This is a genomic window from Shinella sp. G-2, from assembly GCF_050172695.1.
Lineage (GTDB): Bacteria > Pseudomonadota > Alphaproteobacteria > Rhizobiales > Rhizobiaceae > Shinella.
The window spans coordinates 19,245-42,072 of sequence record NZ_JBBEYH010000016.1 but is presented as its reverse complement, the minus strand read 5'-3'; the positions used below and the strand labels follow the sequence as shown (position 1 = coordinate 42,072).

Here is a 22,828-nt window from a genome sequence, read left to right as displayed (position 1 = left end):
TGAGAATGGCGGAAAACCGCGAGGCCAATCGCCGACCCGATCCCGACGCATTGCTTGCCCTGGCGGAGAAAGACCGCCGGGGCAAGTTGACCGTTTTCCTGGGGGCCGCCCCCGGCGTCGGCAAGACCTATGCCATGCTGACGCGTGCCGGCCGACTGAAGGCCGAAGGTGTCGACGTCGTCGTCGGCCTCGTGGAAACCCATGGGCGCGGCGAGACCGCCGCCTTGCTGAACGGGCTCGAGGTCCTGCCACGCACGCAGATCAGCCATCGTGGCAAGACGCTGGAGGAATTCGACCTCGATGGCGCGCTCGCCCGCCGGCCGCGCATCGTGCTGGTCGACGAGCTTGCCCATTCCAATCCGGAGGGAAGCCGGCATCCGAAGCGTCACCAGGATATCGAGGAACTGATCGCCGCCGGCATCGATGTCTGGACCGCCCTCAACATCCAGCATCTCGAAAGCCTTGCCGACCTCGTGGCGCAGATCACCGGCGTCACCGTGCGCGAGCGCGTGCCGGATGTCGTGCTCAAGAAGGCCGACGAGATCGTGCTGGTCGACCTGCCGCCGACGGAGCTGATCGAGCGCCTCAAGGAGGGCAAGGTCTACCTGCCCGAAAGCGCCAGCCGCGCCGTCGACCGCTTCTTCCGCCTCGGCAATCTGACGGCGCTGCGCGAACTTGCCCTTCGCCGCACGGCCGACCGGGTGGACGACCAGATGGTCGACTACCTCAAGCAGAACGCCATCGAAGGCCCCTGGGCGACGGGCGAACGGCTGATCGTCTGCGTCGGACCGGATGCTCTGTCGGAGAAGGTCGTGCGCGTGGCAAGCCGCCTTGCCTCGGGCCTCAACGCGCCGTGGATCGTCGTCTCCATCGAACGGGCCGACCGCGAAACGGAAACGACGGAGCGCCTGCAGCGCATGGAAGCGCTGTTCCGCCTCGCCGAGCAACTCGGCGCGGAGACCCGCCGTGTGGTCGGCAACGACTTCGTCGAGGAAATCCTGAAGCTCGCCCGCCGCGAGCACGCCACGCAGATCGTCATCGGCGCGCGACGCAATCGTGGCTGGACGCGGTTCTTCACCCCGTCGCTGCCGGATGCCCTCTCGCGCCACGCGGCCGGGCTCGGCGTCTATTTCGTCACGCCGGAAAAGAGCGAGAAGCCGGCCGCCCCCGCGCCGCTGCCGCGCATGACCATCGCGTCCTTCCGCCAGTCCGCGCTGATCGCCGGCGGGTTGACGGCCGCGACGGCGGTCGTCGGCAAGCTGGTCCATCTCTTTGCCGAACTGCCGAACATCTCCCTGCTCTTCCTGCTGGCGGTGCTCGGCGCGGCGGTGCTGGGCGGCTATGCCTCGGCCTTCATCGCCGCGGTCCTGTCGGCGCTCGCCTACAATTTCCTCTTCATCGATCCGCTGCACACCTTCACGATCACCGCGCCGCACGAAGTCTTCGCGCTGGTCGTCTTCCTGTCGGTGGCGATCATCGCGGGCGGCTTCGCCTCGCGCATCAAGGAGCAGGCGGAAGTGGCGCGGGTGCGCGCCACCGCCCTGCAGTCGCTCTACGATTTCTCGCGCAAGCTCTCGACGGCCGCCAAGGCGGACGATGCGATCTGGCTGGCGGTGTCGCATCTGCAGGCAAGCCTCAAGCGCAACATCGTGCTTCTCCTGCCGGACAAGGCCGATCTCAAGGTCGCCGCGGTCTGGCCGCCGGACACGGAACTCGACGTCACCGACTTCACCGCCGCGCGCTGGACGCGCGACAAGCAGGAAACGGCGGGCGCCGGCACGGGCACGCTGCCCAACAGCCGCTTCGAGTTCCGCCCGCTGATGGGCCCGCATGGCCTCGTCGGCGTCTGCGGCATCCAGCAGGCGGAAGAAAGCCTCGACATCAACGCCGAACGCGCCCTTTCGGCCATCCTCGACCAGACCGCCATCGCGCTCGACCGCGCGCGGCTTTCGGAGGAGAGCGTCGAGCAGGCGGCAAAGCTGGAGGGCGAACGCTATCGCGAGGCGCTGCTTTCCTCCATCTCGCACGACCTGCGCACCCCGCTCGCCACCATCATGGGCGCCGTCACGAGCCTGCGCCAGCTCGGCGACAAGATGACCGTCGAGAGCCGCGACGACCTGCTCCAGTCCATCGAGGAGGAGGGCAGCCGCATGAGCCGCTTCGTTTCCAACCTCCTCGACATGACACGCATCGAATCCGGCACGCTGAAACCGAAGAGCGACTGGCTGGATGTCGCCGACGTGGTGCAGTCCGCCATCGAGCGGGCGCGAAAGCACCTGCCCGGCAAGACCATCGAGACCGGCATCGCCCCGGATCTTCCGCTCGTCGAGGGCGACAGCGTCCTGCTCGGCCAGGTGCTGTTCAACCTCCTCGACAATGCCGTGAAATTCGGCGGCGAAGAGCCGGTCAACGTCTATGCCCGGCGCGACGGCCAGGATGTGCTGATCTCCGTCACGGACCTCGGCAAGGGCATCCCGCCCGCCGAGCTCGACCGCGTCTTCGAAAAATTCTATCGCCGCGGCAAGCCGGACGGGCGCGCGCCCGGAACCGGCCTTGGCCTGTCCATCTCCCGCGGCTTCGTCGAGGCGATGGGCGGCACGATCCATGCGGAAAGCCCGGCCGTGAAGAAGAAGGGAACGCGCATCGTCATCCGCTTGCCGGCCGGCGAAAAGAAGGCTGACGAGAAGAAGGCTGACAGGGCGAAATGACGAGCGAGCGCATCCTTGTGGTGGACGACGAACCGCAGATCCAGCGGTTCCTCAAGCCCGCCCTCAAGGCCGCGGGCTACGATGTGGTGGAAGCTGCGAACGGCGCGGAGGCGCTGAAGGCGGTGGCGACGCTTGCGCCCGACCTCGTCATCCTCGATCTCGGCCTGCCGGATATGGACGGCAAGGAGGTCGTGACGAGCCTGCGGGGCTGGACGACCATCCCGATCATCATTCTTTCCGCCCGCGAACGCGAGAGCGAGAAGATCGCCGCGCTCGACCTCGGCGCCGACGACTATATCGAAAAGCCCTTCGGCATCGGCGAGTTGACGGCCCGCATCCGCACCGCATTGCGCCACCGCGAGCGCGCCGCCGCCGCACCGGCGAACCTTTCGACCGACGGGCTCGTCATCGACACGGTGCACCGGATCGTCTCGCGCGACGGCGAGGCCATCCGGCTGACGCCGAAGGAATACGATCTCCTCATCCTTCTTTCCCGCCATGCCGGGCGCGTCGTCACGCACAAGGCGCTGCTCACCGCCGTGTGGGGACCGGCCCACGGCGAGGATCTGCACTATCTGCGCGTCTTCATCGGCCAGCTCCGCCAGAAGATCGAGCGCGACCCGACCCACCCCACCATCGTGCGCACGGAGCCCGGCGTCGGCTATCGCCTTACCGTCGATCAGGACGCCTGATCCCGGCCGGTCAAGGCTGTGGCAATCCTCTCCTTCGCCTTTCCCGGCCTCGCGGCCGACGCATCGCTGTGCCTGGAGGCACCGGGTCGACACGATCCTGCTTTCGTGTTACCCAAAAGAGAATAGATAATTCTCTTTTGGGGTCCGCCATGCCGCTGCACGCCCAAGCCGACCCGATCGACGCCCTTCCCCTTGTCGAATTCGACGCCACCGCACAGGCCGAAGCGGTGCGCGCAGGGCAACTGACGCCGGAAGACCTGCTCGATGCGGCCATCGCCCGCATCGAGCAGTTGAACCCGCTGCTCAACGCCCTGAGTTCCATCGCCTTCGACGCCGCACGCCAGCGCGCCCAGGCCCTCGCGGCAGACGGCGCCCTTGCCGGCGTTCCCACCCTGCTCAAGGATCTGCTCGCCTATCCCGGTCAACCGATCGGCCTCGGCTCCCGGCTCATGGCCGGACAGGTCGCACCCGCCGGCTCGCCCTATACCGACGCGCTCGACGCAGCCGGCCTCCTGATCCTCGGCAAGACCGCCACCTCGGAATTCGGCCTGATCGGCACGACGGAGCCCCTTGCGACGGGCGCAACGCGCAATCCCTGGGATCTCTCCCGCTCGACCGGCGGTTCGTCCGGCGGCGCGGCTGCCGCCGTCGCCTCCGGCATGGTGCCGCTCGCGCATGCCTCGGATGGCGGCGGGTCGATCCGCGGGCCGGCGTCGCTCTGCGGCGTCTTCGGCTTCAAGCCGAGCCGTTGGCGCACGCGTTTTGCCGGCCTGCCGAAGGAGATGCCGCTCGCCGCAATCCTCAGCGAACATTGCCTCAGCCGCTCGGTGCGCGACAGCGCCACCTGGCTGCGCGTGACGGAAGCCGACGACATCGCCCCCGGCCTGCCGGAAGCCGTGACGCTTGCCGAAAATCCGCCGCACCGGCTTCGGATCGGGCACTATCACCGCGACGCCTTCGGCAATGCACCGGATACAGCCGCCGTGGCGGCGCTGGAGCACACCGTCACGCTCTGCCGTGCCCTCGGCCATGACGTCACGCCGGTCGAAGGCCCGCGCTTCGATGGGCGGACGGCAAGCCGCGCCGTTTTCGACATCATGGCCATGACGACCGCCGGCATGCTGGATTTCCTGGCGCCCGGTCTTCCACCCGAGGCCATGGCCGCCTGCCTCGAGCCCTACACGATCATGCTCATCGGCCATGCCCGCGGACTGGCGCCCTCCCGCTTGACGGAGGCCGCGGCAGAGTTGTCGGCGGCCGGCGAAGCGGCGGAACGCGCCTTCGACGGCGTGGATATCCTGCTGTCGCCGACCATCCCGTTCACCGCCTTCCCGCTCGGCACCGTAGCGCCCGATTGCCCACCGGAGCGGCTACGCGCGCATTTCGAGCGCAGCGCCGGCTTCACCGCCGCAGCCTCGCTCGCCGGCTGGCCCGCCATGTCCGTGCCGCTTTTCTGGAGCGACGAGGGATTGCCGGCCGGCAGCCACTTCGCAGCGCGCGACGGCGAGGATGCGCTGTTGTTCCGGCTTGCCTTCCAGCTGGAAAAGGCGGCACCCTGGGCGCCGCGCCTTCTTGCGCTTTCACGGGACCTCGCATGCCGCAAATCCTGAAGGACGACCTTCGCCTGCGCATCCTCGACGCCGCGGGTGCCATTTTTGCCGAACGCGGCTTCGAGGCCGCGCGCATCGCCGACATTGCCGAGCGCGCCGGCACGAGCGCCAGCAACGTCTACAAATATGTGAAGGACAAGACGGACCTGTTCGACCGCGTGCTGCCCGCCGAACGGGCGGCCGAGCACCGCCGTCTGCTGAGCGCCCGTCTCGGCGAATTCGAGATCCGCACCGACTGGCAGGCAATGGATGCGCAGCGCTCGCGAGAGGCCGGCGACCTCCTCGCCTTCTGGGTCACGCACCGCCACATCGCGGCGATCCTGATGGGCCGGGCCGCCGGCACGGCCTATGAGGCCCATCGCGGCGAAATGGTCGCGGAAATGACCGGCCGCGCGGTGCTTCGTCTCGGGCGGCAGGACGACCCGCATCTGCGCTTCGTGCTGGAGCAGGTCTTTACCCGCACGCTCGACACGCTGGCCGCAATCCTCATCCGCTACGAAACCGCCGAGGACATTCGCACGGCCGTCGCGCATTTCTGGCGCTTCCAGCTTGCCGGACTCGAGGCCCTTCTCACCGCGTCGCGGGTGTGACCTGAAATGCAGCAGGCGAGTTTATTTTAGCAAGCGTACCGGAATCGCCGAATCAGACCTTCCCTGCGCCCGGGCAAGACCTTACTTGAAAGGCACTCGCGCAACCCGCGAGCTTCCCCGCGTCATTGGGAGCCAACCGTGGCGCTCGCTGCCCCGCTTCGTGCGGGGCCCTTTTTTCTAGAAACTGTTTGGAAACGCCTGACGCAGCAGCGTCATCGCCGTCTTGTGCAGCGCCTCGGAGCCCGCCATGTCGGGATTGAAGGTGTCCCAGTACCAGGCGCCCTGCACCAGATAGTTCAGCCCCTCGGCCAGCGTATCCGTATCCACGCCCTGATAGCCGCCGTCCCGCGCCACCTCGGCCAGCATCCTGCGCGACTGGTCCAGATAGGCCCGGTCGCTTGGCAGGCTGATCATCTTGTCGAGCTGCATGGTCTGCCGGTCGCTGCCGAAGAGCACCCAGACCGAGACCCAGTCGGGATGCTGCCGGCGAAAATGCCGGGCGCAATCGATGGAGGCGACGATGCGCTCGGCCGGCGAAAGGCCGGGCTTGTCGACGGTTTCCTCCCAGAGCCGGGCGAACTGGTCGTTGAGATATTCGAGCACGGCGCGGAAGAGCTTTTCCTTCGAGCCGAAATGAAAGACGACCAGCGCGTTGGACGAGCCGATCTCGCCGGCGATCCGCTGCATGGTGACGCCCGCCATGCCCTCCTCGGCGATCAGGCGGATGGTGGTGTCGATGATCCGCTGGGCGCTCGCCTGCCCGCGCAGGTGCCGGCGGTCCTGCCGGCCGGTCTTGGTCATCGGCGTTGCGCCGTCCGGTTCCCCGTCCGGCGGTGTCGCGGCTTTCGGTGTCTTCAACGCATCGTTCCCGACTGAGGGATGGTCCGCCGCCCTTATCGGACGGCGGACGTTCGCGGTCAACGGCGCTTACAGGCTCGGACGATGCGCCGCATCGCCATACCATGGGCCGGCCGCTTCCTCGAAAGCGAGGCCAGCCCGGAAGACGTCGGCATCCCGGTAGGTCCGGCCGACGATCTGCAGGCCGGTCGGCACGCCGGTGCCGGCGCGCCCCGAGGGCACGGACAGCACGGGGCAGCGGCTCATCATGTTGAAGGGCGTCGTCATGACCCAACCGAGCGAGGGATTGACCAGCTTGCCGTTGATCTCGACCGTTCCCGTCGTATGGTCGAAATCCGCCGGCACGGCGGGCAGCGCATTGGTCGGGCAGACGAGCACGTCGTATCGATCGAGGATCGGGCCGAGCGTGCGGTACATCTCGCCGATCACTTCGAGGCTCCCGACGAAGTCGGTGGACTTCGAGACCCGGCCCTTTTCCGCGAAATCACGGGCATAGGTCGTCATCTTGTCGCCGTGCTCTTCTAGCAGCGTCGAAAGATATCCGCCGAAGAGGTGCTCGAGATAGCCCATGCCGGCTTCAAGGATATGCGGCGGCCAGCCAAGATCGACCTCCTCCACCGTCGCGCCGAGCGAGCGGAAGACATCGAGGGCGGCGAGCGTGTTCTTCTGCACGTCCGGGTCAACCTCGAAGACGCCGAGATTCATCGAGAAGGCGATCTTCCAGCCCTTGATCGGCTTGTATTCCAGCGGCAGGCGCAGCTTCGGACGCAGCGAGGCGATATCCTGGGGGTCCGGGCCACACATGACGTTCTGCAGCAGGATCGCATCCTTCACCGTACGGGCCATCGGGCCGGTATGGCAGAAGAAGTCGAGGTTGAAGGGCGTATCATCCGGATTGCGGCCATAGGGCGGCTTGTAGCCGACGACACCGCAGGCGGAAGCCGGAATGCGGATCGAGCCGCCGATATCCGAGCCCGTCGCCAGCGTCGACGTGCCGGAGGCAAGCGACGCGCCGGCCCCGCCAGAGGAGCCGCCGCAGGTGAAATCGGGATTCCAGGGATTGCGCGTGACGCCCCACAGGCGCGACCAGGTGGTGCCGGCGCAGCAGAATTCCGGCGTCGCCGTGCGCGCATGGGCAATGCCGCCCGCCGCCATGATGCGGGCATTCATCGTCGAGGTACGGTCCGCGATATAGTCCTTCTGGATCAGCGAACCGATGGAGGTCGGTTTGCCGGCAATGTCGCTCTCGTCCTTGATGCCGACGGGCAGGCCTTCCAGCACGCCGATGCGCGCACCTTTGGCATATTTGGCCTCCGCCTTGCGGGCGCGGTCCATGGCCTCGTCGAAATGCGTATAGGTCAGCGCGTTGACCGATCCCTTCAGCGCCTCCGCCCGCCGGATCGTCGCCTCCATCAATTCGACGGGGGAGAGTTTCCCGCTCTTGAAAAGGCCGATGGCCTCATGGGCAGAGAGGTAACACAGGTCGAGGTCGTTCATGGGCGGCTCCGGTGAAAGGGTCTTGTCGGCCGGGCGCATCACTTCAGCACCTCGGTCCAGATCTTGGTGTAGAGGTCGTTGACCGCCTGCGGGCAGGCCGGGGAGAAGCGGCCATGCGCAAGATGTTCTTCCGGCACGACGATCTCCGGTGCGGTGCGCATGTCCTCGGGCATGTACTTTTCCGAGCCCTTGATGCCATTGGCATAACGGGCATAGGCGGAGATCAGCGCGGCGTTTTCGGGGTCCATGATGAAGTTCATGAACAGCCTGGCGTTCTCGACATGCGGCGCGGTCTTCAGGATCGCGACATTGTCCATCCAGATCGGATAACCTTCCTTCGGGTAGCCGTAGACGAAGCGGTCGCTCTTCAGGCGCACGCGCATCGCCGCCCCGCCCCAGGTAACGCCCGCCGCATAGTCGCCGGCGGTGTATTTCTCGATGTTCGGGTAGTCGAGCGCGATCCACTTGTCGCGCGCGGCGGCAAGTCGGTCGCGCACCTTGCGCAGAATGTCCTTGTCATCCGTGCAGACTTCGCCGCCCTCGTAGGAGACGGCGAGCGAAAGCACGTCGCCCATTTCCGGCAGCACGTTGACCTTGCCGACCAGTTCCGGCGGCGGGTCGAGGAAGATCGCCGAGGTGTTCGGGTCGCCGGAATAGACCGTCTTGTCGACCATCACGCCGGTCGTGCCCCATTGCCACGGCACGGTGTAGCGGCGGCCGGGGTCGAAATCGACATCCACCCAGCGCGGATCCATGTGCTTGAAATTTTCCATCTGGTCGGGCCGCGCCTCGAGCAGCAGGCCCTCGTCGATCCAGATCTTCACGAAGGTCGAGGACGGCACGACGATGTCGAAATCGTTGCCGCCCTGGCGGGCCTTGGCGATCGCCGTGTCGTTGGAATCGAAGTCGGTGATCGTCACCTTGACGTCGTAGGTCGCCTCGAACTTCTTGACGAGTTCCGGGCTCGTATATTCCCCCCAGTTGTAGATGTTCAGGACGCCCTCCGCCTGCGCCGGTCCATAGGACAGAAGCGCGGCGATGGACGTGGCGGCAGTTACAAGCATGCGCATGAAAAACTCCCTTGATTGGCCAGGTCGGCGAGGCGCTTCGATGCGCTGGCGCATGATGCGGCGGATTGGCCGAGCCCCCTCCCCGGGCCTCGTTCCCGTCCTCCCGGGTGCCTCGCGATCAAGAGAAAACAAACTGAACGTTTAGTCAAATAGATTTTCGAGCAGCCGAAAACCGCTTCCGGTTATGAATCCTCAAGCGAAACGGCGGCGGTGGATCTGCCACGCGGCGCCCAGGCTCATGGCGGCGAGCGCATACCAGGTCAGGGCGTAGACGAGGTGGGAATTGCGGAAGGCAACGACCGTGAGGCCGCCGACCGGCAGGCCGCCCGGATTGGGTGCCGCGTCCGCGTCGATGAAATAGGGCGCGACATTCATGAGCCCCCTGTCTGCCGCGATGGCTGCGACGTCGCGGGAGAACCAGCGGTCGTTCGCCGGATCGTTGGACCGCAGGAACGCGCCGCCGGGTTCGCTCAGGCGCAGGAGACCCGTCACCGTGACGGGGCCGGCGGCGAGCTGGCTTCCCAGCCGGTCGGCAGGGTCGCGCTTGTCCGCCGGCACGAAGCCGCGGTTGATGAGGACGGTCGTCTCGTCGGCAAGGGTCATCGGTGTCAGAACCCAGAAGCCGGCACCCCGCTCCGTGACGGCCTGGACCAGCACGGATTGCTCATGCTGGAAGAGGCCCGTCGCGGTGACGCGGCGGTATTCGTCTTTCTGCGCGCTTACACCATCCCACGCTGCGCGGGACGGCGCGGGCACGGGGTCGGCGTGGATGCGGGCCTCGACCCGGGCGATGAGGTCGCGCTTCCAGAACAGCCGCTGCACCTGCCAGCTGCCGAGCGCCAGGAAGATGGCGACGAGGACGAGCAGAAAGCCGGTCAGGGCGTGTCGGGCGCGGGAAGACGGCTCGGGCATGGGGGCTATCGCGCTCCCCGACGCCCGGCGGCGGCACCGCCAATCGCTGCCTGCGTGCTTCCGCTCATCCCCATCAGGGCATGTTCTTCATCATCTCGTGGGTCATCGGCATCATGTTCGCATTGAGATGATGCATGACCCAGAGCGAGCCGGCGAGCGCGATGCCGACGATGACGAGCGTGAAGATCAGCGCCATCATCGTCCATCCGCCTTCCGAACGCGGGTTCATGTGCAGGAAGTAGATCATGTGCACGACGATCTGCACGACGCCGATGCCCATGACGAGGACGGCCGTCAGAAGCTTGCTGTCGAGCGCGCCGCTCATGACCAGCCAGAAGGGAATGGCCGTCAGGATGATCGAGAGGATGAAGCCGATCATGTAGCCCTTGAAGGAGCCGTGGCCGGCCTCGTGGCCGTGGCTGTGCGCATGATGGGCGTGGGAAGCGCTTTCGTGGCTCATCCGAGAACTCCCAGAAGGTAGACGAAGGAGAAGACACCGATCCAGATGACGTCGAGGAAGTGCCAGAACATGGAAAGGCACATCAGCCGGCGGCGGTTTTCCTGGGTGAGGCCGTGTTTCTTCACCTGCACCATCAGCGTGATCAGCCAGATCGTGCCGAAGGTGACGTGCAGGCCGTGCGTGCCGACCAGCGTGAAGAAGGACGACAGGAAGGCCGAGCGCGTCGGACCGGCGCCTTCGAGGATCAGGTGATAGAACTCGTAGAGTTCCAGCCCGAGGAAGGCCGCGCCGAAGAGCCCGGTGATGCCGAGCCAGACCAGCGTCTCCATCTTGGCGTTGCGCTCCATCTGGAGCATGGCGAAGCCATAGGTGATGGAGGAGAACAGCAGCATCGCCGTGTTGATGGCGACGAGGTTGAGATCGAAGAGATCCGCTGGCGAGGGACCCGCCGCATAGTTGCGGCCGAGCACGCCATGCGTTGCGAACAGCACGGCGAAGATCAGGCAGTCGCTCATCAGGTAGAGCCAGAAACCCAGCATGGTGCTGTTTTCCGGATGATGCTCTTCCTTCAGATAGAAGACCGGCTTTTCGTCGGGGTTGTGGACTTGGGTCGCGCTCATGGGCTCAGGTCCGTTCTGCAAGCAGTTTCGTGCGCGCGTCCTCGGTCGCCGTCACCGTCTCGACGGGGATGAAGAAGTCGCGGTCGTAATTGAAGGTATGGGCGATCGACACCGCGATGATCGCGATGAAGGAGACGACGGCCAGCCACCAGATGTACCAGATCAGCGCGAAGGCGAGCACGACGGAGAGACCGGCGAGAATGACGCCCGTGCCCGTGCTCTTCGGCATGTGGATCGGCTTGAAGCCTTCGAGCGGGCGCACATAGCCGCGGTTCTTCATGTCGTACCAGCCGTCATGATCGTGCACGACGGGCGTGAAGGCGAAATTGTAGTCCGGCGGGGGCGAGGAGGTCGACCATTCCAGGGTGCGGCCGTCCCACGGGTCGCCGCTGTCGCAGCGCAGCTGGTCGCGCTTCAGGTAGCTGACGACGAGCTGGACGATGAAGGAGCCGATGCCGAGCGCGATCAGGGCGGCGCCGAAGGCGGCGATGATGAACCAGATCTGCAGCGAGGGGTCCTCGAACTGGCTGACGCGGCGGGTGACGCCCATCAGGCCGAGCACATAGAGCGGCATGAAGGCGAAGAAGAAGCCGATCTGCCAGAACCAGAAGCTCATCTTGCCCCAGAAGGGATCGAGCTTGTAGCCGAAGGCCTTGGGGAACCAGTAGACGACGCCCGCCATCAGGCCGAACAGCACGCCGCCGATGATGACGTTGTGGAAGTGGGCGATCAGGAAGAGCGAGTTGTGCAGCACGAAGTCGGCCGGGGGGATGGCGAGCATCACGCCCGTCATGCCGCCGATGACGAAAGTCACCATGAAGCCGACTGTCCACAGCATCGGCACTTCGTAGCGGATGCGGCCGCGATACATGGTGAAGAGCCAGTTGAACATCTTCGCGCCCGTCGGGATCGAGATGATCATGGTCGTGATGCCGAAGAAGGCATTGACCGAGGCGCCCGAGCCCATCGTGAAGAAGTGGTGCAGCCACACGATGTAGGAGAGGATCATGATCACGCAGGTCGCATAGACCATGGACGTGTAGCCGAAGAGGCGCTTGCCGCAGAAGGTCGCCACCACCTCGGAAAAGATGCCGAAGGCCGGCAGCACGAGGATGTAGACCTCCGGGTGGCCCCAGATCCAGATGAGGTTGATATACATCATCGGATTGCCGCCGAGGTCGTTCGTGAAGAAGTTCGTGCCGACATAGCGGTCGAGCGACAGCAGCGCGAGCGTGGCGGTCAGGATCGGGAAGGTCGCGACGATCAGGATGTTCGTGCAGAGCGAGGTCCAGGTAAAGACCGGCATCTTCATGAAGGTCATGCCGGGCGCGCGCATCTTCACGATGGTCGCGATCAGGTTGATGCCTGAAAGCGTGGTTCCGACGCCCGCCACCTGCAGGCCCCAGATGTAATAGTCGACGCCGACGCCAGGACTGTAGTCCGCGCCCGAAAGCGGCGGATAGGCCAGCCAGCCGGTGCGCGCGAACTCGCCCACGAACAGCGACATCATGATGATGACGGCGCCGCCCGTCGTCATCCAGAAGGAGAAGTTGTTGAGGAACGGGAAGGAGACGTCGCGCGCACCGATCTGCAGCGGCACGACATAGTTCATGAAGCCGGTGACAAAGGGCATCGCCACGAAGAAGATCATGATCACGCCATGCGCGGTGAAGATCTGGTCGTAGTGATGCGGATTGAGGTAACCCTCGCTGCCGTTGAAGGCGATCGCCTGCTGGATGCGCATCATGATGGCGTCGGCAAAGCCGCGCAGCAGCATGATGATGGCGAGGATGATGTACATGATGCCGATCTTCTTGTGATCGACCGACGTGAACCATTCGTTCCAGAGATAGCCCCAGAGCCTGAACTTCGTAATGAGGGCAAGCAGCGCAAGGCCGCCGACCGCCACGACAGCGAAGGTCGCGACGAGGATGGGCTCGTGATAGGGGATCGCTTCCCAAGAAAGCCGCCCGAAGAGGAATTGCGTGAGGCTGATGTCACCGAACATGGGATCGTCCAATAGCGTATCGAGTGCGCGTCCGCCGCGAAGGGCGGAGGCGATGAAAATCTAGTGCGACTGGTGTGCGTCGTGGTTCATCGTGGCCGGCTCCTCCTGCCGTTCCTCGATGCCTTCGGCCGGCTCTTCGCTGCGCGCGGGATTGCCGGTTTCCGGGAAGGTGGCGGCGGGCGCCGCCTCCTCGGCATGGCGGTTGTCGTGCTGGAGCTTCGCCTTGTTCTCGTGGCTCTCCTTGCCCGCGCCCCCCATCATGTCGATATGCATCATCTCCTTCATGCACATCTGCCCTTCGCGCACGCACATGTTGAGCACGGCATCGTAGAGCCCGTCGTCGACGGAGGCGTAGTAGCGCACCGGCTCCTTGGAGCTCGGCTTTTCGAGCTTGAGATAGGCATCGCGGTTCAGCGCCGTGCCGTTCTGCTTCACGCGGGCGATCCAGGCGTCGAAACCGGCCTGGTCGAGCCCGTGGAACTTGAAGCGCATGTGGGAGAAGCCGTCGCCGCTGTAGTTGGACGACAGGCCTTCATATTCGCCGGCCTTGTTGATGACGGCGTGCAGCTTCGTCTCCATGCCCGGCATGGTGTAGATCATGCCGGCGAGCGCGGGCACGTAGAAGGAATTCATCACCGAGGAAGCGGTGAGCTTGAAATTGATCGGCACGTCGACCGGCGCGGCCATCTCGTTGACCGTGGCGATGCCGTAGTCCGGGTAGAAGAACAGCCATTTCCAGTCGAGCGCCACCACCTCGACGGTGATCGGCTTCACCGCGTCCGTGACGGGCCGCGCGGCATCGATCCGGTCGAGCGGGCGGTAGGGATCGAGCTTGTGGGTGCTGACCCAGGTGATCGCGCCGAGCGCGATGATGATGGCGAGCGGCGCCGACCAGATGATGACTTCGAGGCCGGTGGAGTGGTGCCATTCGGGATCGTAGGTCGCCGCCCTGTTCGACTGGCGATAGCGCCAGGCAAAGAACAGCGTCAGGAAGATCACGGGCACGATGATCACAAGCATCAGGATCGTCGAGACGACGATGAGGTCCCGTTGCTGTGCTGCGATATCGCCGGATGGCGCCATGACGACCATATTGCAGCCCGACAAGGTGGCGAGCATCAGGGCAAAAAGAATGGAGCGTCGGGCTAAACTGAATTGCTTCGGCATTTCGGCCTCAACTTGCGTTCTGTCTAGTCGGCAATAATCGGGCACGACGGGGCTTGGAAATGAGGTCCATCGTCGCAGCGCAGCATTCTGTCGCAGGAGCCTAGTCAATCAGGGACTATCTGTCGATGCGCGTTTGTACTAGCGCAATAGAAATGCCTGTTGTCAATTTCGGCGCCGTACCGGCAGGACGCACTTGTCCTTGCCATCCGCCGCGGATTGATCAACATTCACGTGACATGACGCAAATCCCCGCGGAGGAGTTCATGAGTTCGGCCACCCATCACCCCACATCGTCCGGTCTGGAGCGGGATGCCCGCCGCATGCACGCGGACGACAAGCCGCTCTCCCCCGGCAGCGTCGCCATCGGCGTGGTCATCGGCCGCACCTCGGAGTTCTTCGACTTCTTCGTCTACGGCCTCGGCTCCATCCTCGTCTTCCCCAAGCTGATCTTCCCCTTCGCGGGCAGCGCGGTGACCGCGACGCTGATGTCCTTCGCGCTGTTCCCCCTCGCCTTCCTTTCCCGCCCGGTCGGCTCCTTCGTCTTCATGTGGCTCGACCGCAATTACGGTCGCGGCACCAAGCTGACGGTGGCGCTCTTCATCCTCGGCGGCTCGACGGCCTCCATCGCCTTCCTGCCGGGCTACGACACGATCGGCTACTGGGCGGTGGCGCTGCTCGCGCTCTTCCGGCTCGGACAGGGCTTTGCGCTCGGCGGGGCCTGGGACGGGCTTGCCTCGCTGCTCAGCCTCAGCGCCCCGGCCAACCACCGGGGCTGGTACGCCATGATCCCGCAGCTCGGCGCCCCCATCGGCTTTGCGCTGGCGAGCATCCTCTTCGGCTATTTCGTCAGCAACCTCTCCGAAGCCGACTTCCTCGCCTGGGGCTGGCGCTATCCGTTCTTCGTCGCCTTCGCGATCAATGTCGTGGCGCTCTTCGCGCGCCTGCGCATCGTCGCCAGCAAGGAATTCGGCGCGGCGATGGAAGCGCAGGAACTGGTGGCACGGCCGATCTTCGAAATGCTGAGCAAGCACGCCATGGACGTGGTGCTCGGCGCCTTCGTGCCGCTCGCAAGCTTCGCCATGTTCCACCTCGTCACCATCTTCCCGCTGAGCTGGATCACCCTCTACGGCGGTCAGTCCGCGGCGGAATTCCTGTGGGTGCAGGTGGCGGGCGCGGCGGTGGGCGCGGTCGGCATCGTGCTGTCGGGCGTCATCGCCGACCGGATCGGCCGGCGCAGCCAACTCATGGCCGGCGCGATCCTGATCGCCATCTTCTCCTTCTCCGCACCGTTCCTGCTCGATGCGGGCGGCAAGGGACAGGACGCCTATATCCTGATCGGCTTCTTCATCCTCGGCCTCACCTTCGGCCAATCCTCCGGCGCCGTCTCCTCGCGTTTCACGAAATATTATCGCTACACCGGCGCCGCGCTGACCTCGGACCTCGCCTGGCTGGTAGGTGCGGGCTTCGCCCCGCTCGTCGCGCTCGGCCTTGCCTCCAGCTTCGGCATCATCTTCATCGGCGGCTACCTGATATCGGGCGCGATCTGCACCATCGCGGCCCTCACCCTGTCGCGCGCGCTCGACCAGCAATAGGCCGGGCGCTCCCTCCCGAAGGCCGACTTGACCCGCAGGACGCAATCGGGCGAAACCATGCGGGCGTCTCGCGCCAAACAGGAGGGTTCCCTTGGATTATCTCGTCAACCTCTCGCTGCTGCGCCCTGACCCTGCCCTCGACGCCCGCATGGCGGAAGCCGGCGTGACGATCCGCCGCCCGCTCGCCCCCGAGGCGAAGCACGTTACCGAATGGGTGGAAAAGACCTTCGAGACCGGCTGGGCAAGCGAGGCCGCGGTTGCCCTGACGCGCCAGCCGCCCACCTGCTTCATCGCCACACGCGCGAACCGGCTCGTCGGCTTCGCCTGCCATGAATCGATCGCCCGCGGCTTCTTCGGCCCGACCGGCGTCGAGGAGGCCGCGCGCGGGCTCGGCATCGGCCATGCCCTGTTGCTTGCCAGCCTCTTCGATCTGAAGAGCATGGGCTATGCCTATGCCATTATCGGCGATGTCGGCCCCTCGGCTTTCTACGAAAAGACCGTCGGCGCGATGCCCATCCCCAATTCCACCCCGGGCATCTATGCCGGCATGCTCGCGGTCTGAGGCGTCGTCCATGACCCTCGTCCTCGAAAGCACCTGGATTCCGGCCGGCGACGACACCGCCATGACCTACAGACTGCGCGTGACGAACCGCTCGGCTGAGACGCTGCGCGATTTCCGGCTCTGCATCAGCGGCCCGTGCCAGGTGGACCTCGCCGCCACCGCGGAAGGCGGCGCCATCGGCAGGCGTCTCTCCACCTTTACGGAACTTCTGCCACCCGACGGATACGCACTCGAACCCGGTGCGAGCTGGACCATCAGCCTCCGGGATCTCGGCTGGTCCTTCCAGCACTGGACGGATGGCGCGCGCGGCGCCTATCTCGCCCTTGCCGATGGCGGCATCCTCTCCGTCGCCACCGCGCCGACCATCCGCGCGGGCGGAAATGCGTCGCCGAAGCGGGGCGTCGAGCCCTATCCGGTTCCCGCCAGGCCCCCGGTGCCGATTTCGGTCATTCCCTGGCCCAATGCCGTTTCCGTTTCCGGCGTCGGCGCCTCCCCGGCCGGGCTCTGCCTGATGGCCGATGGAGCGGAGGCCGAAGCCGCCGCCGCGGCCTTCACATCCCTCGTCCACGACCTCTTCGCCGCCGAAGGCATCGTGCGCCCCATTGCGGAGGGCGGGCTCCCGGTTCGTCTTCACCGGAACGAAAGCCTTGCCAGGGAGGCCTACGCGCTCGCCTTCTCGCGGGAAGAGGTCACCGTCACCGCGTCCGGCCGCACCGGTCTCCTCTACGGTCTCGTGACGCTCGGCCAGATCTGGCGCGGCGCGCACCTTTTCCCCGAGAGCTATGGTTTCCCGACAGGCGGCACCGTCACGGATGCGCCATCGATGAGCTGGCGTGGGCTGCATCTCGACGTGGCGCGCCGGTTCTACGGCAGCGCGGAGATCAGGAAACTGCTGGCCGTTCTCGCCTGGAACAAGCTCAACCGGTTCCACTGGCATCTTTCCGACGACGAGGCCTGGCGGGTGGAGATCGATGCCTATCCCGCCCTTACAGAAATCGGCGCGTGGCGCGGCCATGGCCTTGCAATCCCGCCGCTCCTCGGCAGCCCGCCGGAAAAGAGTGGCGGCTACTACACGAAAGCCGCCATCGGCGAGATCGTCGCCCATGCAGGAAGGCTCGGCATCGAGGTCGTGCCGGAGATCGACGTGCCTGGCCACAGCCACGCGCTGCAGCAGGCGATCCCCGAACTGCGCGACCCGGACGAGAAAGGCAGCTATTACTCCGTCCAGAACTTCCCGAACAATTGCCTCAATCCGGCGCGCGAGGAGACGTACCAGGCGCTGGAGACGATCTTCGAAGAGCTGATCGATCTTTTCCCGTTCCGGACCATCCATGTCGGGGCGGACGAGGTGCCGCTCGGCGCATGGTCGGGCTCGCCGCAGGCGCTCGCGAAGCTGCGTGAGATCGGCGGCGCGGCGATGGCGGAAACCCACGCCCGCCGACTGAACGTGACCAGCCATTCGCCACTCGCCGAGGCGATCGAAGGCTCCGGCGCGGCGGCGCTACAGGCGATCTTTCTGGCGCGCGTCCAGACATTCCTCGCGTCGCAAGGCTGCATCACCGGCGGCTGGGAAGAGGCGGCACACGGCAATGTCATCGACAAGGACAAGAGCTATCTCTGCGGCTGGCGCGACATGGATGTCTCCGCCGCGCTTGCCGGAGCGGGATACGCCATGGTCGTCTGCCCCGGCCAGGCCTATTATCTCGACATGGCGGCAAGTCCCGACTGGGACGAACCGGGCGCCAGCTGGGCCGGCTCCTCGACGGCCGAGGCGACCTATGCCTTCGATCCCGTCGCCGGCTGGAGCGCGGCGCAGAGGGAACGGCTGCTCGGCGTGCAAGCCTGCATCTGGTCCGAGCCGATGGGAGACCGCGCGGTCTTCGACCGCCTCGTCTTCCCGCGCCTTTCGGCGGTGGCCGAAACCGGCTGGACGCGGCCGGAGCAAAAGTCCTGGGCGCGCTTCAAGGCCGCAGCCGGCCTGATGCCGGTCCTCTACGGCGCTTCGTAACGAGAAAAGGGCGCCCTTTCGGGGCGCCCTTCATCGTCCGTCGATGTCCTTACTCCGCGGCCGCTTCCAGCTTGCCCGGTGCGGACGCGCCGTTCTTCGCGCTCATCTTCTTGTAGAGGAAGAAATAGAGCTTGATGTACTGGCCGACGAGGATGGCATTGAGGATGGTGCCCTCGCGGATGAACTTGATCTCTGCGAGGAAGGCGAGGCCGATCAGCGCCGAGGTGACGAGCAGCGTGCAGTCGAAACCGGTCTTGATGTTGCCCCACTTCCAGCCGGTGCGCTTGAAGATCGTGTTGACGAACATGTCGATGGGCATCAGCACGAGGTTGGCGCGGATCATCAGGAAGAGGCCGAAGGCGAGCGCCGCATCGGCGAAGACCAACAGCGCGACCCGAAGATAGTAATCCTCCAGCACGACGAATTCGGTGAGCTTGAGGTTGAGATCGAGGAACACGGCCAGGACGAAAGCCGGGATCAGCGAGGCGAAGTTCTTGAGCTTGAAATCCTTCGGCAGCACCAGATAGGTCAGGCCGAGCATGATGAGCTCGAGAATGAAGTTGTACGTGCCCTGGCTCAGCGGCGTGTAGACGAGCGTCATGGTGCGCGTCAGGCTGCTCTGCGGCGAGATGCCGACGCCGGCGCGGATGGCGAGACTCACGCCGAAGGTCAGGATGTAGATCCCGAGAACATACATGATCCAGCGCCGGGTAAGGCTGCCGGTATCGACGATTTCGGCTTCCGCCGCATTGTGTGCCATGGTTTCCTCCCAAGGATGGCGCGCAGGGCCTCTAGCCCACTCCCGGCCGCCCGCGCTCCGTCGATTTCATCAGGCGGGTGTCCCGGAACTCCTTCTTCCGGTCAATCCGCAACTTCATGTTTCCAACAGGCGCCGAGGCGCCTGTCGGGACCTCCCCGGCCGTCAGGCCATGAAACGGAAGCGGTGCAGCGAGATGAAGAGGCTGAGCAGCTTGTTGACGACAGGCTCGCCCTCGTTGCTGTTGCCCAGGTTCTCCAGCGCAGTATCGATGGCGCTCGCCGCCGCCGTCAGCTCGGAAACGGTCATGTTCGCCATGACGCCGTAGATGTCGAGCGGCATCACCGCCTTCTCCACCTTGTCCTCCGTGACGATGCAGGCGCCGGCATAGGTGTCGACCTTGCGCACGCAATGGCACATTTCCGCGCTGTCCTCGCCGACCACGACGAAATAGGGTTTCGGCGCCGGCCAGAAGGTGGCGACCGCGCCGCGGTCGAGGGAAACGCCCTTGAACAGGCCGTTGACGATATGCCGCTTGCCGTTCGCATAGCGCTGGATGACCGACAGGCGGCTGTATTTCACACCGTCGACCTCCGGCACGATCCGGCCGTCCTTCATCGGCACCCAGACCTCCTGGTAGAACTTCGCGTGGCCGCGGCCGTAGACGTCGAAGAGATAGACCTTCGCACGGCTGCCATCCTCCGACACCTCCAGCGGTGCGATGTCGAGCTGGTCCGCCGTCAGGTCCGCAAGACCCGGAACGCCCTTCTTGCACATGCCGGAATAGTCGATCTCGGCGTTCTTCAGCAGCTTGCGGTCCTTCGCCACCAGTTCGCCGTCCTTGAAGACGTAGAGCGGGTTGATCTTCGACAGGCTGTCCGTCAGCACGATATCGGCGAAGCGGCCGGGCGTCAGCGAGCCGATCTTGTCTTCCATGTGGAAGGAGCGCGCCGTGTTGTAGGTCGCCATCTTGATCGCATGGATGGGATTGATGCCCATCTCGGCGCAGAGCGAGATGATCCAGTCCATATGCCCCATGGTCAGCAGTCGCTCGATGGAGATGTTGTCCGTGCAGAGCATGAAATTGTCGGTCGGCCATTTGCGGTCGACGATGGCGCGCAGCAGGACCTTGATCACTTCCGCGCTGCCGACCCCGAACTTGATATGCGTCGGGAAGCCGTAGCGGATGCTCTTCTCGATGTCCTTCTCGTTCCAGACGTCATGGTTGTTGGAGCAACCGATGGCCGGCAGATAGTTGAGGATCATGTCCGAGAGCGCCGTGACGCCCCAATGACCGTTCATGAAGCCGCCGCGGGCGCGCAGCCAGGCCGCCTTGCGGAAGTCGTCGTCATTGCCGGAGGAATAGGTGAAGTGCTCGAATTCGCCGAGCCCGATCACCGGCTCCATCTTCAGCACCGCCTCGGTGACGGACGCGGCGGTCTTCTTGCCCGGCGCGAAGGCGTAGAGGCGGTAGGGCAGCTTGTCGTAGTCCTTGAACAGCCTTTCCGCCGCATCGATGGCCTCCTCTCCGGCCGCGCTCAGAAGGTCGAGGCATTCGGAATAGATCGTCGTCGTGCCGCAGGGCACCATCGCCTCGGCAAGCGCCGTCGGATGGGCAAGCTGGGATTCGAAATGGATATGGGCGTCGATCAGACCGGGAATGGCATAGAGGCCCTTGCCGTCGAAGATCTCCTTGACCTTCAGCACGCTCTCGTCCGGATTGAGCGCGATGATGCGCTTGTCATAGACGAGGATCGAGCCCTTGTAGACGCTCTCGCCGTGAACATCGAGGATGTTCAGGTTCTTGAGCAGAAGGTCCGCCTCGCGCTCCCCGTTCAGGATGGCGAAGATCGCCCGCACCGTATCGTAATGCGCGGCTTCTTGAATGTTCACGTGCTGGTTCACGATTTCCTCCGATTTGCGAAGCGGCGGCTCCTGCCTCCGCGCTTCCTGGAAATCATAAGACGCGATTGAACCGTTTCCGAAAAGCAGTATTTTACGCGCAGAGCGTACGCTTTTCGAGAGCTCTAAGGGGAGGACGACATGCTGCATTCGCGCGTGCTGCGCTATATCGACGAGGTGGCCCGGCTGGGATCGATCCGGGCGGCCGGCGAGCGGCTGAACATCGCCCCCTCGGCCATCAACAAGCACGTGCTGCAATTGGAGGAAGCGATCGGCGAACCGCTGTTCGAGCGCCTGCCGCGCGGTCTGCGCCCGACGCCGGCCGGCGAGATCCTGCTCGCCCATGTGCGCCGCACGATCAAGGAATACAGCCAGGTCGAGGCGGAAATCCGCGACATCCAGACCCTGCAGAGCGGCGAGGTGATCATCGCCACCATGAACGGCCTTGCCGGCGGCATCGTGCCGAAGGCGGCGGCGAGCTTCTGCGCCCGCCATCCCCGGCTGAAGATTTCCATCCGCGTGATGTTCGTGCGCGACATCGTGCAGGCCGTGCTCGATGGCGAAGCCGATCTCGGCCTCGCCTTCAACCTGCCGGCAACGCCGCAACTCGAAACCCTCTGGAAGATGGACACACGGCTCGGCGCCGTCGTCTCGCCCGAACATCCCCTCGCCGGCATGGAGACCGTGCCACTCGCCTTCTGCGAACCCTATCCGCTGATCTTCGCGGAAAAGTCCATGCTCATCCACGGCATCGTCGCCGAGGCCTTCGCGGCGGCCGCGCTTGCCGTGGAGCCCGCCTTCCTCACCAATTCCATCGAGGCCATGAAGTGCCTCGCCGCCGCCGGCGACGGCATCGCCTTCCTCAGCCGGTTCGACATCGCGGAAGAACAGCGCAACGGCCTTCTGACCTATGTGCAGATCCGCGACCGCACCTTCGGCAAGAACGTGCTCTCCCTCGTCCAGCGCGAAAAGCGCGGCCCGGCGCTCGCCGCCTCCATGTTCGCCGACGAGATCATGCGCGCGCTGCGGGCCACGACGGAGTAGATTCAAACAAAATCGCCCGAACGCCAAATTCGCGGTTGCTAATCCGTCCTCCACTTAATATGTTGTTAAGTGAGGAGTGACCCATGGACGATTTCGTGACTGCGTCAGCGAAACAGGGGGCCGTCGGCGAGAAGGTGAAGACCTTCCGCACCGCGCGCCGCATGTCGCTCCGCGCACTCGGCGAGGCCACGGGCACGACGGCGAGTTTCCTGAGCCAGCTTGAACGCGGCCTCAGCGGCGTCAACATCAGCACGCTGATGCGCATCGCCGAGGCGCTCGGCATCAGCCTCACCGACCTTTTCGAGGATGCCGAGCCGCCGGTCGGCCGCGTCCTGCGCAAGGCCGAACGTCCGGCGCTGCCGCCGGCCGAGGGCTATCGCAAGATGCTGCTGACGCGCCGGCCGATCCGCGACATGGAAGTCTATATCGGCGAGTTCGATCCCGGCGGCTCGACGGGTGCAAAACCCTACAGCCACGGGGACTCGCACGAGCTTTTCTTCGTCATCCGGGGAACGGTCGAACTCACCCTCGGCGACGAGCGCCATGTGCTGTCGGCCGGCGACAGCATCGAATATCCAAGCTCGGTTCCGCACAAGACCGAAAACATCGGCACGGAACCGGCGGAAGTCATCTGGATGATCGCCCCGCCCACCAGCGTGGCGGCCGACCTCGACCAATACCTGCCACGGCCCGGCTCGTAGCCGCGGCGGGAACAACTGGAAGCGAGCGCTACTGGGAGTAATCAGCGATGAGGAAATTTTCGAGGGCTCT

The 22,828-nt window shown here is 65.1% G+C and carries 19 protein-coding genes; 9 read left to right on the top strand and 10 right to left on the bottom strand.

The genetic code is table 11. The annotated features are described in order from the left end of the window. Window positions 1-5: 5 nt before the first annotated feature. The 4 genes from V8U06_RS20275 (at window position 6) to V8U06_RS20260 (ending at window position 5,600) form a co-directional block, all read left to right on the top strand. Window positions 6-2,708 (top strand): ATP-binding protein, encoded by a 2,703-nt coding sequence (locus V8U06_RS20275; protein ID WP_427142230.1) that lies wholly within the window; start codon window positions 6-8, stop codon window positions 2,706-2,708. Beyond that, complete coding sequence (locus V8U06_RS20270) at window positions 2,705-3,400, top strand: response regulator (RefSeq protein WP_226922334.1); 696 nt, start codon at window positions 2,705-2,707, stop codon at window positions 3,398-3,400. Before V8U06_RS20275 ends, V8U06_RS20270 begins: the two co-directional genes overlap by 4 nt. Window positions 3,401-3,549: 149 nt before the next feature. Further along, window positions 3,550-5,010: an amidase gene (locus tag V8U06_RS20265; RefSeq protein WP_427142229.1), complete on the top strand. Its 1,461-nt coding sequence runs from the start codon at window positions 3,550-3,552 to the stop codon at window positions 5,008-5,010. Beyond that, window positions 4,995-5,600, top strand: a complete 606-nt coding sequence (locus tag V8U06_RS20260; protein WP_427142228.1) for a helix-turn-helix domain-containing protein — start codon at window positions 4,995-4,997, stop codon at window positions 5,598-5,600. Before V8U06_RS20265 ends, V8U06_RS20260 begins: the two co-directional genes overlap by 16 nt. Window positions 5,601-5,777: 177 nt before the next feature. Here V8U06_RS20260 and V8U06_RS20255 read toward each other — a convergent pair whose 3' ends face one another. The 8 genes from V8U06_RS20255 to cyoA form a co-directional block, all read right to left on the bottom strand. After that, window positions 5,778-6,458: a TetR/AcrR family transcriptional regulator gene (locus V8U06_RS20255; RefSeq protein ID WP_226922337.1), complete on the bottom strand. Its 681-nt coding sequence runs from the start codon at window positions 6,456-6,458 to the stop codon at window positions 5,778-5,780. 69 nt (window positions 6,459-6,527) lie between these two features. Continuing rightward, window positions 6,528-7,955, bottom strand: a complete 1,428-nt coding sequence (locus V8U06_RS20250; protein WP_427142227.1) for an amidase — start codon at window positions 7,953-7,955, stop codon at window positions 6,528-6,530. 38 nt (window positions 7,956-7,993) lie between these two features. Continuing rightward, window positions 7,994-9,019, bottom strand: coding sequence for an extracellular solute-binding protein (locus tag V8U06_RS20245; protein ID WP_427142285.1), 1,026 nt, complete (start codon window positions 9,017-9,019; stop codon window positions 7,994-7,996). Between the two features lie 198 nt (window positions 9,020-9,217). Next, window positions 9,218-9,937, bottom strand: a complete 720-nt coding sequence (locus V8U06_RS20240) for an SURF1 family protein (protein ID WP_427142226.1) — start codon at window positions 9,935-9,937, stop codon at window positions 9,218-9,220. Between the two features lie 73 nt (window positions 9,938-10,010). Beyond that, window positions 10,011-10,397: a cytochrome o ubiquinol oxidase subunit IV gene (gene cyoD / locus V8U06_RS20235; protein WP_427142225.1), complete on the bottom strand. Its 387-nt coding sequence runs from the start codon at window positions 10,395-10,397 to the stop codon at window positions 10,011-10,013. Next, window positions 10,394-11,017, bottom strand: a complete 624-nt coding sequence (gene cyoC, locus V8U06_RS20230; RefSeq protein WP_427142224.1) for a cytochrome o ubiquinol oxidase subunit III — start codon at window positions 11,015-11,017, stop codon at window positions 10,394-10,396. The genes cyoD and cyoC overlap by 4 nt, the downstream gene beginning before the upstream one ends. 4 nt (window positions 11,018-11,021) lie before the next feature. Continuing rightward, the gene (gene cyoB / locus V8U06_RS20225) at window positions 11,022-13,025 is read right to left on the bottom strand and encodes a cytochrome o ubiquinol oxidase subunit I (protein ID WP_427142223.1); all 2,004 of its coding nucleotides are present in this window, start codon (window positions 13,023-13,025) and stop codon (window positions 11,022-11,024) included. A gap of 60 nt (window positions 13,026-13,085) precedes the next feature. Continuing rightward, a complete protein-coding gene (cyoA, locus tag V8U06_RS20220) occupies window positions 13,086-14,192 on the bottom strand; it encodes a ubiquinol oxidase subunit II (protein WP_427142222.1) in 1,107 nt (368 codons plus the stop codon). Window positions 14,193-14,455: 263 nt separating this feature from the next. Between cyoA and V8U06_RS20215 the strand changes: the two genes are divergently transcribed. The 3 genes from V8U06_RS20215 to V8U06_RS20205 all read left to right on the top strand — a co-directional run bounded on the left by V8U06_RS20215 (window position 14,456) and on the right by V8U06_RS20205 (window position 18,354). After that, window positions 14,456-15,784 (top strand): MFS transporter, encoded by a 1,329-nt coding sequence (locus V8U06_RS20215; protein WP_427142221.1) that lies wholly within the window; start codon window positions 14,456-14,458, stop codon window positions 15,782-15,784. A gap of 91 nt (window positions 15,785-15,875) precedes the next feature. Further along, the gene (locus V8U06_RS20210) at window positions 15,876-16,346 is read left to right on the top strand and encodes a GNAT family N-acetyltransferase (RefSeq protein ID WP_427142220.1); all 471 of its coding nucleotides are present in this window, start codon (window positions 15,876-15,878) and stop codon (window positions 16,344-16,346) included. Between the two features lie 10 nt (window positions 16,347-16,356). Beyond that, window positions 16,357-18,354 (top strand): beta-N-acetylhexosaminidase, encoded by a 1,998-nt coding sequence (locus tag V8U06_RS20205; protein ID WP_427142219.1) that lies wholly within the window; start codon window positions 16,357-16,359, stop codon window positions 18,352-18,354. Between the two features lie 49 nt (window positions 18,355-18,403). Here V8U06_RS20205 and V8U06_RS20200 read toward each other — a convergent pair whose 3' ends face one another. Both V8U06_RS20200 and V8U06_RS20195 read right to left on the bottom strand, forming a co-directional pair. After that, window positions 18,404-19,114, bottom strand: a complete 711-nt coding sequence (locus tag V8U06_RS20200) for a YczE/YyaS/YitT family protein (RefSeq protein ID WP_226922348.1) — start codon at window positions 19,112-19,114, stop codon at window positions 18,404-18,406. A gap of 162 nt (window positions 19,115-19,276) precedes the next feature. Beyond that, window positions 19,277-21,016 (bottom strand): amidohydrolase family protein, encoded by a 1,740-nt coding sequence (locus V8U06_RS20195; RefSeq protein ID WP_427142218.1) that lies wholly within the window; start codon window positions 21,014-21,016, stop codon window positions 19,277-19,279. A gap of 138 nt (window positions 21,017-21,154) precedes the next feature. Here V8U06_RS20195 and V8U06_RS20190 point away from each other — a divergent pair, with 138 nt between their 5' ends. Continuing rightward, on the top strand, window positions 21,155-22,057 hold the full coding sequence (locus V8U06_RS20190) for a LysR family transcriptional regulator (protein WP_427142217.1): 903 nt from the start codon (window positions 21,155-21,157) through the stop codon (window positions 22,055-22,057). Between the two features lie 83 nt (window positions 22,058-22,140). Further along, the gene (locus V8U06_RS20185) at window positions 22,141-22,758 is read left to right on the top strand and encodes a helix-turn-helix domain-containing protein (protein ID WP_226922351.1); all 618 of its coding nucleotides are present in this window, start codon (window positions 22,141-22,143) and stop codon (window positions 22,756-22,758) included. Window positions 22,759-22,828 lie beyond the last annotated feature (70 nt).

Excerpts from the sequence above, each read along its gene's own strand:
- V8U06_RS20270 (WP_226922334.1), top strand. The coding sequence starts at position 2,705 with ATGACGAGCGAGCGCATCCTTGTGGTGGACGACGAACCGCAGATCCAG.
- V8U06_RS20185 (WP_226922351.1), top strand. The coding sequence starts at position 22,141 with ATGGACGATTTCGTGACTGCGTCAGCGAAACAGGGGGCCGTCGGCGAG.
- cyoB (WP_427142223.1), bottom strand. The coding sequence starts at position 13,025 with ATGTTCGGTGACATCAGCCTCACGCAATTCCTCTTCGGGCGGCTTTCT.
- V8U06_RS20205 (WP_427142219.1), top strand. The coding sequence starts at position 16,357 with ATGACCCTCGTCCTCGAAAGCACCTGGATTCCGGCCGGCGACGACACC.
- V8U06_RS20265 (WP_427142229.1), top strand. The coding sequence starts at position 3,550 with ATGCCGCTGCACGCCCAAGCCGACCCGATCGACGCCCTTCCCCTTGTC.
- V8U06_RS20190 (WP_427142217.1), top strand. The coding sequence starts at position 21,155 with ATGCTGCATTCGCGCGTGCTGCGCTATATCGACGAGGTGGCCCGGCTG.
- cyoA (WP_427142222.1), bottom strand. The coding sequence starts at position 14,192 with ATGCCGAAGCAATTCAGTTTAGCCCGACGCTCCATTCTTTTTGCCCTG.
- V8U06_RS20200 (WP_226922348.1), bottom strand. The coding sequence starts at position 19,114 with ATGGCACACAATGCGGCGGAAGCCGAAATCGTCGATACCGGCAGCCTT.
- V8U06_RS20245 (WP_427142285.1), bottom strand. The coding sequence starts at position 9,019 with ATGCTTGTAACTGCCGCCACGTCCATCGCCGCGCTTCTGTCCTATGGA.
- cyoC (WP_427142224.1), bottom strand. The coding sequence starts at position 11,017 with ATGAGCGCGACCCAAGTCCACAACCCCGACGAAAAGCCGGTCTTCTAT.
- V8U06_RS20275 (WP_427142230.1), top strand. The coding sequence starts at position 6 with ATGGCGGAAAACCGCGAGGCCAATCGCCGACCCGATCCCGACGCATTG.
- V8U06_RS20215 (WP_427142221.1), top strand. The coding sequence starts at position 14,456 with ATGAGTTCGGCCACCCATCACCCCACATCGTCCGGTCTGGAGCGGGAT.
- V8U06_RS20250 (WP_427142227.1), bottom strand. The coding sequence starts at position 7,955 with ATGAACGACCTCGACCTGTGTTACCTCTCTGCCCATGAGGCCATCGGC.
- cyoD (WP_427142225.1), bottom strand. The coding sequence starts at position 10,397 with ATGAGCCACGAAAGCGCTTCCCACGCCCATCATGCGCACAGCCACGGC.
- V8U06_RS20260 (WP_427142228.1), top strand. The coding sequence starts at position 4,995 with ATGCCGCAAATCCTGAAGGACGACCTTCGCCTGCGCATCCTCGACGCC.
- V8U06_RS20240 (WP_427142226.1), bottom strand. The coding sequence starts at position 9,937 with ATGCCCGAGCCGTCTTCCCGCGCCCGACACGCCCTGACCGGCTTTCTG.